The sequence below is a fragment of the Amycolatopsis iheyensis genome (genome assembly GCF_024703995.1).
GTDB classification, from domain to species: domain Bacteria; phylum Actinomycetota; class Actinomycetes; order Mycobacteriales; family Pseudonocardiaceae; genus Amycolatopsis; species Amycolatopsis iheyensis.
Window position 1 is genome coordinate 235,059 of the sequence record NZ_JAMXQV010000008.1, and the last position, 17,073, is coordinate 252,131.

At 70.9% G+C, this 17,073-nt stretch carries 14 protein-coding genes; 3 read left to right on the forward strand and 11 right to left on the reverse strand.

All coding sequences use genetic code 11. The features are described from left to right. Positions 1–9 precede the first annotated feature (9 nt). Together smc and M8542_RS17815 are read right to left on the reverse strand one after the other, a co-directional pair. The gene (smc, locus tag M8542_RS17810; protein ID WP_257921291.1) at positions 10–3,612 is read right to left on the reverse strand and encodes a chromosome segregation protein SMC; all 3,603 of its coding nucleotides are present in this window, start codon (positions 3,610–3,612) and stop codon (positions 10–12) included. 169 nt (positions 3,613–3,781) lie between these two features. Beyond that, positions 3,782–4,069, reverse strand: a complete 288-nt coding sequence (locus tag M8542_RS17815) for an acylphosphatase (protein ID WP_257921292.1) — start codon at positions 4,067–4,069, stop codon at positions 3,782–3,784. 186 nt (positions 4,070–4,255) lie between these two features. On the opposite strand from M8542_RS17815, the gene M8542_RS17820 reads away from it, so the two are divergent. Further along, entirely contained in the window at positions 4,256–4,864 is a 609-nt protein-coding gene (locus M8542_RS17820; RefSeq protein WP_257921293.1) for a hypothetical protein, read from the forward strand. 96 nt (positions 4,865–4,960) lie between these two features. Here M8542_RS17820 and M8542_RS17825 read toward each other — a convergent pair whose 3' ends face one another. After that, entirely contained in the window at positions 4,961–5,602 is a 642-nt protein-coding gene (locus M8542_RS17825) for a TetR/AcrR family transcriptional regulator (protein ID WP_257921294.1), read from the reverse strand. Positions 5,603–5,667: 65 nt separating this feature from the next. Here M8542_RS17825 and M8542_RS17830 point away from each other — a divergent pair, with 65 nt between their 5' ends. Then, complete coding sequence (locus M8542_RS17830; protein WP_257921295.1) at positions 5,668–6,807, forward strand: acyl-CoA dehydrogenase family protein; 1,140 nt, start codon at positions 5,668–5,670, stop codon at positions 6,805–6,807. Here the strand turns inward: M8542_RS17830 and M8542_RS17835 are convergent. From M8542_RS17835 to kdpF, 8 genes are read right to left on the reverse strand one after another with little or no spacing between them, the layout of a single operon-like run. Next, positions 6,804–7,001 (reverse strand): hypothetical protein, encoded by a 198-nt coding sequence (locus M8542_RS17835; protein WP_257921296.1) that lies wholly within the window; start codon positions 6,999–7,001, stop codon positions 6,804–6,806. The two genes, M8542_RS17830 and M8542_RS17835, sit on opposite strands and share 4 nt — an antisense overlap. Further along, a complete protein-coding gene (locus M8542_RS17840) occupies positions 7,001–7,216 on the reverse strand; it encodes a hypothetical protein (RefSeq protein ID WP_257921297.1) in 216 nt (71 codons plus the stop codon). The genes M8542_RS17835 and M8542_RS17840 overlap by 1 nt, the downstream gene beginning before the upstream one ends. Before the next feature lie 21 nt (positions 7,217–7,237). Next, complete coding sequence (locus tag M8542_RS17845; protein ID WP_257921298.1) at positions 7,238–7,936, reverse strand: response regulator; 699 nt, start codon at positions 7,934–7,936, stop codon at positions 7,238–7,240. Continuing rightward, positions 7,933–10,461, reverse strand: a complete 2,529-nt coding sequence (locus M8542_RS17850) for a sensor histidine kinase (protein WP_257921299.1) — start codon at positions 10,459–10,461, stop codon at positions 7,933–7,935. The genes M8542_RS17845 and M8542_RS17850 overlap by 4 nt, the downstream gene beginning before the upstream one ends. Positions 10,462–10,465: 4 nt before the next feature. Next, positions 10,466–11,056, reverse strand: a complete 591-nt coding sequence (locus M8542_RS17855; RefSeq protein WP_257921300.1) for a potassium-transporting ATPase subunit C — start codon at positions 11,054–11,056, stop codon at positions 10,466–10,468. Between the two features lie 5 nt (positions 11,057–11,061). Further along, on the reverse strand, positions 11,062–13,059 hold the full coding sequence (gene kdpB, locus M8542_RS17860; protein ID WP_257921301.1) for a potassium-transporting ATPase subunit KdpB: 1,998 nt from the start codon (positions 13,057–13,059) through the stop codon (positions 11,062–11,064). Beyond that, positions 13,056–14,717 carry a potassium-transporting ATPase subunit KdpA gene (kdpA, locus tag M8542_RS17865; protein ID WP_257921302.1) on the reverse strand — a complete coding sequence of 554 codons (1,662 nt, stop codon included), beginning with the start codon at positions 14,715–14,717 and terminating at the stop codon, positions 13,056–13,058. Before kdpA ends, kdpB begins: the two co-directional genes overlap by 4 nt. Continuing rightward, on the reverse strand, positions 14,717–14,809 hold the full coding sequence (gene kdpF, locus M8542_RS17870) for a K(+)-transporting ATPase subunit F (protein ID WP_257921303.1): 93 nt from the start codon (positions 14,807–14,809) through the stop codon (positions 14,717–14,719). Before kdpF ends, kdpA begins: the two co-directional genes overlap by 1 nt. 403 nt (positions 14,810–15,212) lie before the next feature. On the opposite strand from kdpF, the gene asnB reads away from it, so the two are divergent. Beyond that, positions 15,213–17,054: an asparagine synthase (glutamine-hydrolyzing) gene (asnB, locus tag M8542_RS17875; protein ID WP_257921304.1), complete on the forward strand. Its 1,842-nt coding sequence runs from the start codon at positions 15,213–15,215 to the stop codon at positions 17,052–17,054. Positions 17,055–17,073: the final 19 nt, after the last annotated feature.

Sequence of the window (17,073 nt, forward strand, 5' to 3'; positions counted from 1 at the left end):
GCGCTTGGGTCAGCTGACCGGGACCGGCTCTTCCTCCGCCGTGCGCAGGCGCTGCGAGATCACCTTCGTGATGCCGTCGCCCTGCATGCTCACGCCGTAGAGCGCGTCCGCGATCTCCATCGTCGGCTTCTGGTGGGTGATGATGATCAGCTGCGACGAGTCGCGCAGCTGCTCCAGCAGCCCGATGAGCCGGCGCATGTTGGTGTCGTCCAGCGCCGCCTCGACCTCGTCCATCACGTAGAAGGGTGAGGGGCGGGCGCGGAAGATCGCGACCAGCATGCCCACCGCGACCAGCGACTTCTCGCCACCCGACAGCAGTGAAAGCCGCTTGACCTTCTTGCCCGGCGGGCGCGCTTCGACGTCGACGCCGGTGGAGAGCAGGTCGTCCGGCTCGGTGAGGACCATCCGGCCCTCACCGCCCGGGAAGAGGACGCCGAACACCGTCTCGAACTCGCGCGCCACGTCCGCGTAGGCGCCGGCGAAGACCTCGAGGATCTTCTCGTCGACCTGCTTGATGACCGCTTCGAGGTCCTTGCGGGTGTCCTTGAGGTCTTCCAGCTGCGTGGAGAGGAACTTGTACCGCTCCTCCAGCGCCGCGAACTCCTCCAGGGCCAGCGGGTTCACCTTGCCCAGCAACGACAGGTCCTTCTCGGCGCGCTTGGCGCGGCGGGCCTGCGTGTCGCGGTCGTAGGGCATCGGCGGCGGCGGGGTGACGTCCTCGCCGCGGTCCTTGGCCGCCTCGTACTCGGCCAGCTCGCCCGCGCTCGGCGGGACCGGGACGTCCGGGCCGTACTCCTGCACCAGGTCGGTGAGGCCGATGCCGAAGTCCTCGGCGATCTTCGCTTCCAAGGTCTCCAGCCGCAGCCGCTGCTCGGCGCGCAGCACCTCGTCGCGGTGGACGGCGTCGGTCAGCTTCTCCAGCTCGCCGGTCAGCTCGCGGACCTTGGCGCGGACGCCGGTCAGCGCCTGCTCGCGGCTCTGGCGGCGGGCCTGGACCTGGTCGCGTTCGGTGGCCGCGCGCTGCACCGAGTGCTCGATGCGTTCGAGGGCGAGCTCGCCGCCGTTGACGACGGCGTTGGCGATCTCGGCGCCGCGCTTGCGGGCCGCGGCCGCGCGCTCGGCGCGTTCACGGGCCTGCTGCTCGGCGTGCGCGGCGCGGCGGAGCCCTTCGGCCTTGCCCGCGATGCCGCGGGCCCGCTCCTCGGAGGTGCGCTGCGCGAGCCGCGCCTCCATCTCTTCCTGCCGGACGACGGCCAACTCTTCGACCGCGGCGTCGCGCTCGGCGGTGTCCGGGTCGTCTTCGACGGGCTGCTCGGCGACGGCGGCGAGCCGTTCCTCCAACTCGGCGAGCTGGGCCAAGGCCTGCTCGCGGCTCTGCTCGACCTTCGCGCGCTGCCCGGTGAAGCGTTCGACCTCGGCCTGGGCCTGACGGGCCGCCTGCTGCAGCCGGTTGAGCCGCTCCGACGAGCGGGCCTTGCGGACCTTCGCGTCCCCGAGGGCGTCCTTGGCCTGCGAGACCTCTTCGCGACGCGCTTGCTGCTCGGCGCGGGCGCCTTCCAGCTCGGCCGTGTAGCGCTCCAGCGAGCGCTCGGCCGTGCGCAGCCGCTCCCCCGCTTCGTCGACGGCCGCCTGGACTTCGATGACGCTCTCGCGCTTGCCCGAGCCACCGATCGCCCAGCGGGCGCCGAAGACGTCGCCTTCGGCGGTGACCGCGCGGACCTCCGGGTGCACCGCGACGAGGTGCCGCGCCGACTCGAGGTCGCGGACCAGGGCCAGCTTGTCGAGGGCCTGCTCGACGGCGGGCCGCAGCTGCGCCGGCGCCGTGACGACCTCGCGGGCCCAGCGCGCGCCTTCCGGCAGCGCCGGCCAGCCGTAGGTGTCCACAGTGGAGTCAGGCCCGCCGAGCAGGATGCCCGCCCGCCCGGAGTCGGTGTCCTTCAGGTACTTCAACGCGCGCAGGGCGTCTTCGCCGCCGGTGACCGCGACCGCGTCGGCGACCGGGCCGAGCGCCGCGGCCAGCGCGACCTCGTGACCCGGCTCGACGGTGAGCAGCGCGGCGACCGAGCCGAGCAGGCCCGGCAGCTCGTGGGACGCGCCGAGCAGCGCGCCCGCGCCGTCCTTGCGCTTGAGGCCCATCGACAGCGCCTCGACACGTGCCTTCTCCGACGCGATCTCACGCTCGGCGGCGCGCTCGGCCTTCACCAGCTCTTCGACGCGGGCCTTGGCCGCGTTGTTGGCCTCGACCGCGCGGTCGTGGCGATCCATCAGGCCGGCGTCGTCGGACTCCTCCGCGCCGCCCTCGGCCTTGGCCATTTCCAGCTCTTCGACGGCGATCTCGGCGCGCTCGGCGGACTCCTCGAGAGAGACGCTGAGCCGGTCGATCTCGTCGGAGGTGGCGCCGTTCTTGCTGCGCAGCGCCTCGACCTGGCCGGTCAGCTTGGCCATGCCCTCGCGGCGGTCGGCGATGGCGCGGACGGCGGCCCAGTGCGCGCGCTCGGCGGCCTGAACGCGCTGTTCGAGGTCTTCGCGCCGCAGCACGGTCTGGGCCAGCAGCTCCCGGGCCTCCATGACGGCCTCGTTGAGCTCTTCCTCCTGCTCGGCGACGCGCTCGGCCTCTTCGAGCAGCTCCTCGGGGTCACGGCCGCCGGTGTGCGCGGCGACGTCGGCGGAGAGGTGCCGCTGCCGCTCGATCGCGAGCCGGACGGTGCCGCGCAGGCGCTCGGCCAGCGCCGAGAGCTTGTACCAGGTCTCCTGGGCGGTCTGCAGCAGCGGCGCGTCCTCGGCGAGCGAGGCCTCCAGCTCGGCTTCCTCGGCGGAGACGAGCTCCAGGTGCTGCTCGACCTCGGCGCGGCGCTGGCGGGCGGTCTTCTCGTCGGCTTCGTCGCGCTCGATCGTGGTCCGCTGGGTGACCAGGTCGTCGGCGAGCAGGCGCAGGCGGGAGTCGCGCAGCTCGGACTGCACGGACTGGGCCTTGCGGGCGATCTCGGCCTGCTTGCCCAGCGGCTTGAGCTGGCGGCGCAGCTCGGTGGTGAGGTCGCCGAGGCGGTCGAGGTTGCCCTGCATGTTGGCCAGCTTGCGCAGGGTCTGTTCCTTGCGCTTGCGGTGCTTGAGGACGCCGGCGGCCTCTTCGATGAAGGCGCGGCGCTCTTCGGGCTTGGACTCGAGGATCGCCGAGAGCTGGCCCTGCCCGACGATGACGTGCATCTCGCGGCCGATGCCGGAGTCGGAGAGGAGCTCCTGGACGTCCATCAGGCGGCAGCGGTCGCCGTTGATCTCGTACTCGCTCGCGCCGTCGCGGAACATCCGGCGGGTGATCGACACCTCGGCGTACTCGATGGGGAGCGCGCCGTCGGCGTTGTCGATGGTGAGGGTGACCTCGGCGCGGCCGAGCGGGGCGCGGCCCGCGGTGCCGGCGAAGATGACGTCTTCCATCTTGCCGCCGCGCAGGTCCTTGGCGCCCTGGGTGCCCATGACCCAGCGCAGCGCGTCCAGCACGTTCGACTTGCCGGAGCCGTTCGGCCCGACCACGCAGGTGATGCCGGGTTCGAAGCGCAGCGTGGTGGCCGAGGCGAAGGACTTGAAGCCCTTGAGCGTCAGGCTTTTCAGGTGCACGTGGTGCTGACCCCTCTGGCCGCGATTACTGGCGAATCAATCGTCCCAGGCTACCTGGGGGTGCCCGGAGGCCGCCGGACGCGCCCCCTCCTCGGCGCGCCCTAGCACATCGTTCGAGGTCTCAGCAACCTCATGAACCACACCGGCCCCGGAAGTACCAAGGTCCGCATCAGCGTTCGAGGAAGCCGCCGAGTCCCCCTTTCGGGTCGGACCAGCGCTCGACGACGCTCTCCACACTTCCGGGTGATTCTCCGGACCGCAGGGCGGCGAGCAACCGCTCACAGTGGTCTCGATCACCCTCCGCTATGACCTCGACACGCCCGTCCGGCATGTTGCGGGCACTGCCCACCAGCCCCAGTTCGAGCGCCCGGCTCCGGGTCCACCAGCGGAAACCGACACCCTGGACGCGACCGCGCACCCACGCCGTCAACCGGGTGTTCGTTTGTCCCTCACTCACGCTTTCATCCTTTCCGGACACTTCGACTGCGCACAGTGATCACGCAGGCTCACTACCTGGGCGAATGCGGCACCGACGGTGATAACCTCGCCGCCGAGGTCGCCCTCCCGGGTTCCCCCGCCCGGGAACGCAGTGATCGATTCACGGCCTCGACCGCGCCTCTCCCGAACCCCCGAGGAGCCTGCAATGTCCCGCCCCGACGGGCCGCACGTGACCAGGGTCGACACCGCCCCGCCGAAGAGCAGCAAACCGAACCGCACCGGGTACGTCGTGCTCGGGGTCGCCGGCCTGGTGGTCGCGACCGCGTTCGCCGCGGTCGCCGAGCTCGCCGGCCCGGACCCCGCCAGCACCGCGGGCGGCACCGGGGGCACCGGCGGCCAGGGCACCTCGCAGGCCGGCCTGCAGACGGTGCCGAACACCCCGTCGTCCAACGGCCCCTCGACGGTCGGCGCCCCGACCTCGGGATCGACGTCGGCGGCGCCCTCGACCGCGCCGAGCACGGTCGTGTCGATCAGCCCGGACGGCAAGACCACGACAACGGTGGTCACCCACGCCGACCCGCCCCCGCCGCCCCGCGACGACACGGGCAACCCGCCACCGCAGTCGACCACGCCGAAGCCGCCGGCGAGCACGACGCCGAAGCCGCCGACGTCGACGACTCCCCCGCCGAGCACGACGCCCGAGCCGCCGACCTCGACCACGCCGAGCGGCGGCGGGACGAGCACCGCGGGCTCGCCGTCGCCGACCACGACGGGCACGACCGGCTCGACCGGGAGCCCGACGCACGCCCAGTAAGCCTGACCCCGAGCGCCCCAATGTGGCCTTCGGTGCGTCTGACGCACCGAAGGCCACATTGGGTGCGTCAGACGCAACCAAGGCCACATTGGGGCGCTAGGCCAGGACCGCCGCGATGATCGCGTCGCGCAGGAACCTCCCATAGCGCTCCGGCGACCATCCCCGCTCCAGGCAGAGCAGTTCGTACTGCTCGGGACCGTGGTAGGTCCACAGGACGTCGCGGACGTCGTCGGCCGTCAGGCCGGCGCGCACCAGGCCGGTGGCCACCAGGTCGGCCGCGAAGTACGTCATCGCCGTCAGCATCTCGGCCCGCATCTGGGCCCAGACCTCCGCCGCCGCCGGGTCGGCCGCCGCCGCGTCGCGGGCCAGCAGCTGCACCGGGACCACCACCGGGGCGATCCCCGCGAGGTGCGTCAGGTACATCTCGATCTTGCGCGCGGGCGACGGCTCCACCTGGATCGCCGCGATGAAGTCGCGCCCGGCGATCGGGACATCCTCGTCGTCGCCCGCGACCGTCACGTCGAAGACCGCCTTGAGCAGCGTCGCCTTGTTGGCGAACGCCTTGTAGACCGTCTGCACCGCGACCCCCGCCGTCTTCGCCACCTCGGGCATCGCCGTGGCCGCGTACCCCTTCTCGCGGAAGAGCCCCGACGCCGCGGCCAGGATCCGGCGGCGGTTCTCGCGTGCCTGCTCCTGGCGGCGAGACGTGTCGTACCGGCGCTTGACAGGCTCGGTCATTTATGTAGAGACTCCTCTATCAAATAGATGTCCATCTATCATGACACCCTGAGGGGGCGTTGACCATGATGGGACAAGCCACGACCGACGCCGTTACCGCCGCGCGGGAGCTCGCACCCGAGCTGAGCCGGCGGGCCGTCGAAGCCGAGGAGCTCAAGACCCTGCCGGGCGATCTCGTCGAGCGGGCGCGGGAGGCCGGGCTCTTCCGCCTGGCGACCCCGCGCGCCCTCGGCGGGCAGGAGCTGCCGCCCGCCGAGTTCGTCGAAGTCATCGAGGAGCTGTCCCGCGCCGACGGGTCCGCGGGCTGGACGATCGCCATCGGCAACGGCTCGGCGTTCCTCGCCTGGCTCGACCCGGCCGTCGCGGCGGAGCTCGTGAACGGGCGGCCGGACCCGATCGGCGGCGGCGTCTTCGCGCCGATGGGCCGCTTGACCCCGGACGGCGCCGGCAAGTTCACGCTCACCGGCCGGTGGGGCTTCTGCAGCGGCAGCCCGCACACGGACTTGTTCTTCAACGGCGGCTTCGCCGGCGGCGACCCACAGGACTGGCGGCTGGCCGTGGTCCCGGCGGCCGAGGTGCGGGTGATCGAGAACTGGGACGTCAGCGGCCTGCGCGGCACCGGCAGCCACGACGTCGAGATCGAGGCCGTCGTTCGCGAGGAGCACACGATCTCGCCGTTCACGAACCCGGCCCGCCACGACGGCCCGCTGTGGCGGTTCCCGTTCTTCACGTTCATCGGCACGGTGCTGGCGGGCGTCCCGCTCGGCATCGCGAGGCGCGCGCTGGACGAGTTCACCGAGTTCGCCCCGGCCAAGTTCCGCCCACCGGGCCCGGGCCCCCTGGCCGAGGACGGCGACGTCCAGGTGGCGCTGACCCGGGCGGAAGGCAGGCTGCGTTCGGCGCGGGCGTTCGTCTTCGACGCACTGGGCACGCTGTGGGACACGGCGTGCGCGGGCGACGTGCCGGACGCGGCTCAGCGGGGCCAGTTCCTGCTGTCGACCCAGCAGGCGATGCGCGCGTCGCTGAGCGCGGTGAACATCGCGTTCGGCTTCGCGGGAGCGGGAGCGTTGCACGCGGACCAGCCACTGCAGCGCTGCTTCCGCGACCTCCACGCGGCGTCCCAGCACATTTACTTCTCCGCGGCGGCTTCGAAGCGGTACGCGAAGCTGCGGTTCGGGATCGACCAGCCGACCTTCTGGTTCTAGCGAACGCAGCGGCGCCAGCTCTCCGCGTAGTAGGTGACGAGGGCGGGGACGATCCCGAAAAGGCCGTGGGCCCACGGCTCGGCGCTGCCGACGACGGCCGCGACCGCCACGCCGGCGAGGTACCCGATCGCGATCAACGCGAGGACGACCGCACTCCTCGGGCCGGCCACTGCTTGTTTCCCCCCAGCACCCATCAGCGCCGCCTCAGCCGGTCGGCGAACAACGCCCACAGATAAACCGTCAGCAAAGCACCCGCACCGGCCGCCGCGACGCGCAGCCAGGTCAGCTCGCCCTCGAACGACGTGAAGACCCAGCCCAGGGCGCAGAACGTCGCGCCCACCGCCAGCGTCAGCACGATCACCGGAGGAATGCGCTCACCGCCGCGCAGCCACGTCTTCGTCCCGTCCATGGTCATGGGGTACCCACCGCGCTAAAGCTCGAAGCGGTACCCCATGCCCGGCTCGGTCAACAAGTGCCGGGGGCGCGACGGCTCCGGCTCCAGCTTGCGCCGCAGCTGGGCCAGGTACACCCGCAGGTAATGGGACTCCGTTTCGTACGTCGGGCCCCACACCTCGCGCAACAGCTGCTTCTGCGCCACCAGCCGGCCGCGGTTGCGGACCAGCAGCTCCAGCACACCCCACTCCGTCTTCGTCAGGTGCACCTCGACGCCGTCGTGGCGGCGGACCTTCTTCGCCGCCAGGTCGACGCTGAACGACGACGTCTCCACCACCGCGTCGACGTCGTCCGCGCCCGCCACCGCCGAGCGGCGGACCGCCGCGCGCAGGCGGGCCAGCAGCTCGTCCATGCCGAACGGCTTGGTGACGTAGTCGTCGGCGCCCGCGTCGAGGGCCTGGACCTTGTCCGCCGAATCCCCGCGCGCGGACAGCACGATGATCGGGACCGTCGTCCAGCCGCGCAGGCCCGCGATCACCTCCGTCCCGTCCAGGTCCGGCAGACCCAGATCGAGCACCACCACGTCCGGCTTGGTCTCGGCCACCGCCTTCAACGCGGCCGTGCCGTCGTGCGCGGTGATCACCTTGTAGCCGCGGGCGTTGAGGTTGATCCGCAGTGCCCGCACGATCTGCGGCTCGTCGTCCACCACCAGCACGGTGGCGCCCGGGTCGCTCATCGCACCCCCTCCTCTTCGAACTCGACGCTGAACGCGGGCAGCGAGACCACGACCGTGAGCCCGCCACCCGGGGTGTCTTCGGCGCGGATCGTCCCGCCCATCGCCTCGGTGAACCCCTTCGCCACCGACAACCCCAGCCCGACGCCCGGGGTCGTGTCCCGGTCGCCGCCCAGGCGCTGGAACGGCGCGAACGCCGAGTCCGCCGCGCCCTTGCGCAGTCCCTTGCCGTGGTCGACGATCCGCAGCTCCACCTGGCCGGAGTGCGCCGACGCCCGCGCCGACACCGGCGCGCCGCCGTGCCGGAGCGCGTTGTCCAGCACGTTCGCCACCACCCGCTCCAGCAGGCCCGGGTCGGCCAGCACCGACGGCAGCTGGTCGTCGACCGCCACCCGCACCCCGTCCGAAGAGTCCACAGTGGACAGCGCGTGCGCCACGACCTCGTCGTAGCCCACCGGACGCAGGTGCGGCTTCACCGCGCCGGTGGCCAGCCGCGACGAGTCGAGCAGGTTGTCGATCAGCCCGGTCAGCCGGTCGGCCGACAGCTCGATGGCCTCCATCAGCTCGGCCGTGTCCGCTTCGGACAGGTCGAGGTCGGGTGCGCGCAGGCTGCCGATCGACGCCTTGATCGACGTCAGCGGCGTGCGCAGGTCGTGCCCGACCGCGGACAGCAACGTCGTGCGCAGCTCGGTCGCCTCGGCCTTGCGCTCGGCGCGGGCCGCGGCGGCGGCCGTCCGCTGCTGCCGCAGCGCGAGCAGCGCCTGCCCCGCCACGGCTTCCAGCACCCGCCGGTCGGCCGCCGGCAACGCCCGGCCCCGCAGCGTCAGGTGGACGTCGGCGGTGACGGCGATGTCGACGTCGGCCTCGTCGGGGTCGGCACACGGCTGCTCCCCCGCGGTCGCCACCCCGCGCCATTCGCCGTCCTGCTTCTCCAGCAAGGTCACCGAAGTCAGGGCGAAGTTCTCCCGGACCTTCTCCAGCAGCCGCTCGATCGGGTTCGCGTGGGTCAGCACGGTCCGGGCGTAGGAGGCGAGCAGCGCGGCCTCGGTCCGGGCGCGCGCGGCCTGCGTCGCCCGGCGCGCGGCCTGGTCGACGACGAGCGCGACCAGCACCGCGACCACGACCATCGCGATCAGCGTCACGAGGTTCTGCGGGGTGTGCACGGTCAGCGTGTACAGCGGTGGCGTGAAGAAGAAGTTCAACAGCCCGGCGCCGAGCACGGCCGCGAGCAACGCCGGCCCGAGGCCGCCGACCAGCGCGACGACGACCGTGGCCAGCACGTAGGAGATGACATCGGTGGCGAAGTCGAGCCCGGTCGGGATGAAGAAGCCGACGACGGTGACGAGCACCGGCAGCACGACACTGAGCACCCAGCCCGCGACCAGCCGCGAGAAGCCCAGCGGGCTCGCGCTCAGCCGGGCTCGCAGCCGCCCGCCGGCCTCGGAGTGGGTGACCATGTGGACGTCGATCGAGCCGGACTGCCGCACGACGCCGGCGCCGATGCCCTCGTCGAACAGCCGCGCCACGCGCGAACGCCGCGAGGTGCCGATCACCAGCTGGGTCGCGTTGACCCCGCGGGCGAAGTCCAGCAGCGCGGTCGGGACGTCGTCGCCGACGACGGTGTGGAAGGTCGCGCCGACCTCCTCGGCCAGCGTCCGGCAGCGGGCGATCGCGGCGGGCCCGAGCCCGGACAGGCCGTCACCACGCAGGATGTGCACGACCTGCAGCTCGGCGCCGGCGCGGGTGGCGATCCGGCTGGCGCGGCGGATGAGCGTCTCGCTCTCCGGCCCGCCGGTGATGGAGACGACGACGCGTTCGCGCGCCTCCCAGGTGTCGGTGATCCGCTGCTCGGCGCGGTAGCGCTGCAGGGCGACGTCGACCTGGTCGGCCACCCACAGCAGGGCCAATTCGCGCAACGCGGTGAGGTTGCCGGGCCGGAAGTAGTTGCCGAGCGCGGCGTCGATCCGCTCGGCCGGGTAGACGTTGCCGTGCGCGAGCCGCCGCCGCAGCGCCTCCGGCGTGATGTCGACCAGCTCCAGCTGTTCGGCGCGGCGGACGACCTCGTCCGGCACGGTCTCCTGCTGCGTGACGCCGGTGATCCGCTCGACGACGTCGTTGAGGCTCTGCAGGTGCTGCACGTTGACCGTGGACAGCACGTCGATCCCGGCTTCGAGCAGTTCCCCGACGTCCTGCCAGCGCTTGGCGTTGCGGGAACCCGGGACGTTGGTGTGCGCCAGCTCGTCGACGACCGCGACTTCCGGGGCTCGCGCGAGGATGGCGTCGACGTCCATCTCGTCGAACTCGCGGCCGCGGTGCTCGGCGTGGCGCCGCGGCACGACTTCGAGGCCGTCGAGCAGGACCGCGGTCTTCTCGCGGCCGTGCGTCTCGACGAGCCCGACGACGACGTCGGTGCCGCGGTCGAGCCGCCGGCGTGCTTCGCCGAGCATGGCGAAGGTCTTGCCGACGCCAGGAGCCGCGCCGAGGTAGATCCTCAGCTCCCCTCGGCGCGGCTTCTTCGTACTGGTCACGCTGTCAGTGTGCCCCTCCGGCCGCGGCTTGCACGGCCAAGTTGAGCGGGAGCACATCGACGCCGGGGACCCCGATTCCCGCTCCGCCGGTGTTCGCTTCGACCAGCTGGCGAACCCGATCCACCGGCAGCCCGGTGTTCCGGGCGACGCGGGTGATCTGGAGGTCCGCGTAGGCCACGCTGATCGCCGGGTCGAGGCCCGATCCCGACGCCGTCACGGCGTCCGGCGGCACCTGGTCGGGTGACACCCCTTCGCGCTGGGCGATGGCCGCACGCCGCTCCTGGATGGTCTTCACCAGGTCCTCGTTGTACGGCCCCTTGTTCGACGCGCCGGACGGCATCTCCGCGGTGACCACCGAGGGCCGGGTGTGGAACCACGGGTCGTGCGCCGGGTCGGCGGGCACCGGGTCGACGCCGATGAGCGACGAGCCCACTGCCTGGCCGTTCCGCGTGACGACCGAGCCTTCGGCGTTGCCCGCCAGCCCGGGGATCCGGGCCACGGCCCACACGGCCAGGGGGTAGAGGATCCCGAGCAGGACCGTCATCACGATGAGGACGCGCAGCCCGGCCCAGGTCTGCTTGACGAGAGTGTTCACGAACTTCACCCGATTCCAGGGATGAGGCGCACGAGCAGGTCGATCAGCCAGATCCCGAGGAAGGGGCTGACGATCCCGCCGAGGCCGTAGACGAGCAGGTTCCGGCGCAGCAGGGCCGAGGCCGACGACGGCTTGTACCGCACGCCGCGCAGGGCCAGCGGGATGAGCACGACGATGATCAGCGCGTTGAAGATGACCGCCGACAGGATCGCCGACTTCGGGGTGGCCAGGTGCATGATGTTCAGGCCACCCAGCTGGGCGTAGATGCCGGTGAACATCGCGGGCAGGATCGCGAAGTACTTCGCGAGGTCGTTGGCGACGCTGAACGTCGTCAGCGCGCCGCGGGTGATGAGCAGCTGCTTGCCGATCTCGACGATCTCGATCAGCTTCGTCGGGTCGCTGTCGAGGTCGACCATGTTGCCGGCCTCCTTCGCGGCCGACGTGCCGGTGTTCATCGCGACGCCGACGTCGGACTGCGCGAGCGCCGGGGCGTCGTTGGTGCCGTCGCCGGTCATCGCGACCAGGCGCCCGCCCTCCTGCTCCTGCTTGATGAGCGCCATCTTGTCCTCGGGCTTTGCCTCGGCGAGGTAGTCGTCGACGCCCGCGTCCGCGGCGATGGCCTTGGCGGTGAGCGGGTTGTCGCCGGTGATCATCACCGTCTTGATGCCCATCGCGCGCAGCTCTTCGAAGCGCTCCTTCATGCCCGGCTTGACGACGTCGGACAGCCGGATCACGCCACGCACCACGGTGTCCTCGGCGACGACGAGCGGAGTGCCGCCCTGGGCGCTGATGTCGTCGACCACGCGCTCGGTCTCGTCGGGGAACTCGCCGCCGTTGTCCCGCACCCACGCGCGGACGGCGCTCGCCGCGCCCTTGCGGATCCGCCGGTTCCCGATGTCGAGGCCCGACATCCAGGTCTGCGCGGTGAACGGGACGAACTCACCCTGCTCGTCCTGGTCCGCGTAGTCCGACGTCAGCTCGACGACACTGCGCCCTTCGGGTGTTTCATCCGCCAGGCTGGCCAGCCGGGCCGCCCGCGCGAGTTCGTCCGGTGTGGACGATCCCACCGGGATCAGCTCGGTGGCCCGGCGGTTGCCGAAGGTGATCGTGCCGGTCTTGTCCAGCAGCAACGTCGAGACGTCGCCGGCGGCTTCGACCGCGCGGCCGCTGGTCGCGAGGACGTTGCGCTGCACCAGGCGGTCCATCCCGGCGATGCCGATGGCGCTCAGCAGCGCGCCGATCGTCGTCGGGATGAGGCAGACCAGCAACGCGGTCAGCACGATCACGGACTGCTCGCTACCGGAGTAGCGGGCCATCGGCTGCAGTGCCACAACGGCGAGCAGGAAGATGATCGTCAACGTCGAAAGCAGGATCGTCAGCGCGATCTCGTTCGGCGTCTTCTGCCGCGAAGCGCCTTCCACCAACGCGATCATCCGGTCCACAAAGGACTCGCCCGGTTTGGTCGTGATCTTCACGACGATCCGGTCGCTCAGCACGGTCGTGCCGCCGGTGACGGCCGACCGGTCGCCGCCGGACTCGCGGATGACCGGGGCCGACTCACCGGTGATGGCCGACTCGTCGACGGTCGCGATGCCCTCGACGACGTCGCCGTCCCCGGGGATCACCTGGCCCGCCTCGACGACGACCAGGTCGCCGACCTTCAGCTCGACGCCCGGCACCTGCTCCTCACCGTCCGAGGTGAGCCGGCGGGCAACGGTCTCCTTCTTCGACCGCCGCAGGCTCTCGGCTTGGGCCTTGCCGCGGCCTTCGGCGACGGCCTCGGCGAGGTTCGCGAACAGGACCGTGAACCAGAGCCAGACGGCGATCAGGATGGTGAACACGCTCGGGTCGGTGACCGCGAAGACGGTGGTGAGCGCGGAACCCACCCACACCACGAACATCACGGGGTTGCCGAGCTGGTGCTTCGGGTTGAGCTTCCGGAACGCGTCGGGCAACGACGTCCAGAGCTGGCGGGGGCTGAACACCCCGGCGCCGACGGTCATGCGAGTGCCTCCGCGATGGGCCCGAGCGCGAGCGCCGGGATGAAGGTGAGGGCCGCGACGAGCACCACCGTGCCGGTGAGCATGGTGGCGAACAGCGGCCCGGTGGTGGGCAGGGTCCCGGCGGTTTCCGGCACCTTGCGTTGCGCGGCCAGGGATCCGGCCAGGCAGAGCACGGCGATGATCGGGACGAACCGGCCGATCAGCATCGCGACGCCGAACGACGACTGGAACCAGTCGTTCGTCGCGGTCAGGCCGCCGAACGCGCTGCCGTTGTTGTTGCCGGTGGACGCGTAGCCGTAGAGGATTTCGGACAGCCCGTGCGCGCCGCTGTTGCCGAGCGCGCCCGCGGTGCCGGGTAGCAGCAGCGCGATCCCCGCGCCGAGCAGGACGACCGTCGGCATCGCGAGCATCGAGATCGCCGCGCTGGTGACCTCGCGCTTGCCGAGCTTCTTGCCCAGGTACTCCGGCGTGCGCCCGACCATCAGGCCGGCCAGGAACATGGCGATGATCGCCATGACGAGGATGCCGTAGAGGCCGGTGCCGACGCCGCCGGGCGAGATCTCGCCGTAGAGCATGTTCAGCAGCGGTCCCCCGCCGCCGAGGCCGGAGAGACTGTCGTGCGCGCCGTTCACCGCGCCGGTCGACGTGCCGGTGGTGGTGTCGGCGAAGATCGACGTCAGGCCGATGCCGAACCGCTGCTCCTTGCCCTCCATGCTCGCGCCCGCGGCCAGCGCCGCCGGGTTGTTCGCGTTCGCTTCGGAGAACCAGATGATCGCCAGCGACGCGGCCCAGAGCAGGCCCATCACGCCGAGCAGGACGTAACCCTGCTTGGGCTTGCCGACGAGCTTGCCGAACGCGCGGGTCAGGCTGACCGGGATCACCAGGATCAGGAACAGCTCGATGAGGTTCGTCCAGGCGTTGGGGTTCTCGAACGGGTGCGCGGAGTTGGCGTTGAAGATGCCGCCACCGTTGGTGCCCAGTTCCTTGATGACTTCCTGGCTCGCGGCAGGCGCCAGGGCGATCGTGCTCTGGCTGCCGTCCGGGTTGGTAACAACGACGCCGGCCTTGAGGCTCTGCACGACACCGAGCGCGACGAGCACGATCGCGAAGACGAACGCCATCGGCAGCAGGACGCGGATCGTGCCGCGCGTGAGGTCCACCCAGAAGTTGCCGAGCCGGTCGGTCTTCGCGCGGACGAACCCGCGCGTGAGCGCGATCGCCACGGCGAGGCCGACGCCGGCGGACAGGAAGTTCTGCACGGTCAGCCCGGCCATCTGCACGAAGTGGCCCATCGTCGTCTCGGGGACGTAGGACTGCCAGTTCGTGTTGGTGACGAAGGAGACCGCCGTGTTGAACGCGACGGCCGGGCTCACCGAGCCGCGCCCCAGGTTCCACGGCAGCAGCGGCTGCAGGCGCTGCAGCAGGTAGAGCAGGACGATCGAGACGAACGAGAAGCCGAGCACGCCCGCGGCGTAGGTCGGCCATCGCTGTTCGGAGTCGGGATCGACCCGGAAGAGCTTGTAGAGGCCCTTCTCGAGCTTCAGGTGCTTCTCGGTGGAGAAGACGCGCGCCAGGTAGTCGCCGAGTGGCCGGTAGACCGCGGCGAGGGCGGCGAGGAGGAGGCCGAGCTGGATGAGCCCGGCCGTCGTGTCGGACATCAGAATTTCTCCGGCTTGATCAGCGCGACGAAGAGGTAACCGAGGAGGCCCAGCGCCAGCAGGCCGCCGACGATGTTGGCCGCGGCGCTCACAGCTTCTCCAGCCCGCGCAGCGCCAGCGCGAGCACCACGAACACGCCGATCAGCAGGACGGCGTAGAGCAAGTCGGCCACAGGCACCTCTCAAGACGGGTCACCGGGTTCGGTGACCGGACACGCTCACTGTGCGGCTGCGGGACCCCGTCGCGACCTGCGGCTGACGGCGCCTTGATGCGTTCCTGACACCCATTTACGCCGTCTTTATGGCCGGTGGCGGCCGTCACGCAAACGTTTGCCCCGTTGTCACTGCTTGCAGTTGGTTAGTGACACGCGACACAACGCGTAACCGAACAAGTGCGGAACGTGCAATTCGGGCAGACAAGATCTACAGCCCGTGTTACACCTGTGTTACCGATAGTTGTATCGGCTAAGCAAATCTTTGGGAGAGGGGATCACCTATGTGCGGTATCGCCGGCTGGGTTTCCTACGACGCCGACCTCACCCGCCGACCGGACGTCGTCGACGCGATGACCGCGACCATGTCCTGCCGCGGCCCGGACGACGAAGGCACCTGGGTGCGTCGGCACGTCGCGCTCGGCCACCGGCGGCTGGCCATCATCGACCTGCCCGGCGGCCGGCAGCCGATGTCGGTGCACACGCCGAACGGCGACGTCGCGATGGTCTACAGCGGTGAGGCCTACAACTTCACCGAGCTGAAGGAAGAGCTGACGAAGCTCGGCCACCAGTGGGAGACCGACAGCGACACCGAGGTCGTGCTGCACGGCTACCTGCAGTGGGGCGACGAGGTCGTCGACCACCTCAACGGCATGTACGCCTTCGCGATCTGGGACGAGCGCGACGACAAGCTCGTGATGATCCGCGACCGGATGGGCATCAAGCCGTTCTACTACTACCCGACCCCCGACGGCGTGCTGTTCGGCTCCGAGCCGAAGGCCATCCTGGCGAACCCGATCGCGAAGAAGGTCGTCGACCTCGACGGCTTCCGCGAGCTGGCCGGCTTCACCAAGCGGCCGGGCTGGTCGCTGTGGAAGGACATGCGCGAGGTCGAGCCGGGCACGCTCGTCACGGTGTCCCGCGAAGGCATCAGGACCCGCACCTACTGGAAGCTCGACGCGAAGCAGCACACCGACGACCAGGAGACCACGGTCGCCCGCGTCCGCGAGCTGATGACCGACATCGTGCACCGCCAGCTCGTCGCGGACGTCCCGCGGTGCGTGCTGCTCTCGGGCGGGCTCGACTCGAGCGCCGTCACCGGGCTCGCCGCCGCGCGGCTGGCCGAGCAGGGCGAGCAGCTGCGCACGTTCTCGGTCGACTTCTTCGGCCAGGAAGAGAACTTCAAGCCGGACGAGATGCGCGACACCGCGGACTCGCCGTTCGTACGTGATGTTGCTTCCCTGGTGGGCTCGGCACACCAGGACGTCGTGCTGAACCCGGGCGAGCTGACCGATCCCGAGGTGCGGCGCGCGGTCCTGCGGGCCCGCGACATCCCGGCCGGCCTCGGCGACATGGACACGTCGCTGTACCTGCTGTTCAAGGCGATCCGCGGCGAATCGACGGTGGCGCTGTCGGGTGAGTCGGCCGACGAGGTGTTCGGCGGCTACCGCTGGTTCCACAACGAGGACGCGGTCAACGCGGACACGTTCCCGTGGCTGGCGTTCCGGAACTCGATGATGGACGAGCGCTCGTCGCTCTACACGCCGGAGCTGGTGAAGAACCTCGACGTCCAGTCCTACATCGCGGACCAGTACCGGACCGCGGTCGCGGGGGTCGAGCACCTCGACGGCGAGTCCGAGCGCGAGGCGCGGATGCGCACGATCTGCAACCTGCACCTGACCCGGTTCGTGCGGATGCTGCTCGACCGCAAGGACCGCGCGTCGATGGCGGTGGGCCTGGAGGTCCGCGTGCCGTTCTGCGACCACCGGCTGGTCGAGTACGTCTACAACACGCCGTGGTCGCTGAAGACGTTCGACGGCCGGGAGAAGAGCCTCCTGCGCCACGCGACCAAGCACGTGCTGCCGGACTCGGTGCGCGACCGCGTGAAGAGCCCGTACCCCTCGACGCAGGACCCGGGTTACGCGGCGGCGCTGCAGCAGCAGGTCAAGGAGGTGCTGGCCGAGCCGGGCCACCAGGTGTTCGACCTGGTCGACCGCGCCTGGGCGCACCGGGCGTCCGAAGTGGACTCGGCGACCATGGAGCCGTCGATGCGCATCGGCCTGGACCGGCTGCTCGACCTGTACCACTGGATCGACATGTACTCCCCCACGCTCGAGCTGTCTTGACCTCGAGTGCCCTTGAGGT